Consider the following 954-nt stretch of genomic DNA (forward strand, 5'->3'; position numbering starts at 1 on the left):
CGTCGGGTTCACCGGAGGACGAGAACGCCGCGCCGCGCAAGCGGATTCGCGAGCTCGAGGAGGAGCGCGACATCCTGCGCAAGGCGGCCCGGTATTTCGCGGGCGAGACGCGCTGGTGAACCGCTTCCAGTTCGTCGACGATCATCAGCGCCACCACGGCGTGAAGCGGTTGTGCCAGGTCATCGGGATCGCCCGGTCCGGCTACTACCACTGGAAGACCACCGCGCCCGACCGGGCCGCCCGCGTCGCCGACGACGCCCGCCTGGCCGCCCGCATACGCGTCATCCACCGCGAGTCGGCCGGCACCTACGGCGGCCCGCGCATCACCGCCGAACTGCACGACACCGGAGACCGCGTCAACCACAAACGCGTCGCCCGGGTCATGCGCGAGGTCGGCCTGGAAGGGCTGCGGCTGCGCCGCCGGCACCGCACCACCCTCGCCGACCCGACGGCGGTCAAGGCTCCCGACCTGCTCGAACGCGACTTCACCGCCCAGGCACCGAACACGCGCTACGTCGGCGACATCACATACCTGCCGATCGCCGACGGCACGTTCCTCTACCTGGCCACGGTGATGGACCTGTGCTCGCGCCGCCTGGTCGGCTGGGCCGTCGCCGACCGCATGCGCGTCGACCTCGTCCTCGACGCCCTGCACGCGGCCGAACGGACACGAGGCAGCCTGGCCGGGACGATCTTCCACAGCGACCACGGGGCGCAATACGGCGCCAAAGCATTCGCCGACGCCTGCCGCACCGCCGGAGTGACCAGATCCATGGGCGCGGTCGGCAGCTCCGCGGACAACGCCGCCGCCGAAAGCCTCAACGCCTCCTTCAAACGCGAGACGCTACAAGGCGCCCAGAGTTGGTGCAGTGAAAGGGAGGCACGGCTGGCGGTGTTCGGCTGGGCGCATCGTTACAACACCCGACGCCGCCACTCCCACGTCGGCCAGATGTC

Annotated in this window: 1 pseudogene; it reads left to right on the plus strand. The window is 70.4% G+C overall.

The features are described from left to right. Positions 1 to 954 (plus strand): annotated as a pseudogene (locus CKY47_RS36775) (IS3 family transposase); the annotation flags it as partial.

Origin of the sequence: Saccharothrix longispora, assembly GCF_030852425.1 — a bacterium.
GTDB classification, from domain to species: domain Bacteria; phylum Actinomycetota; class Actinomycetes; order Mycobacteriales; family Pseudonocardiaceae; genus Actinosynnema; species Actinosynnema longispora.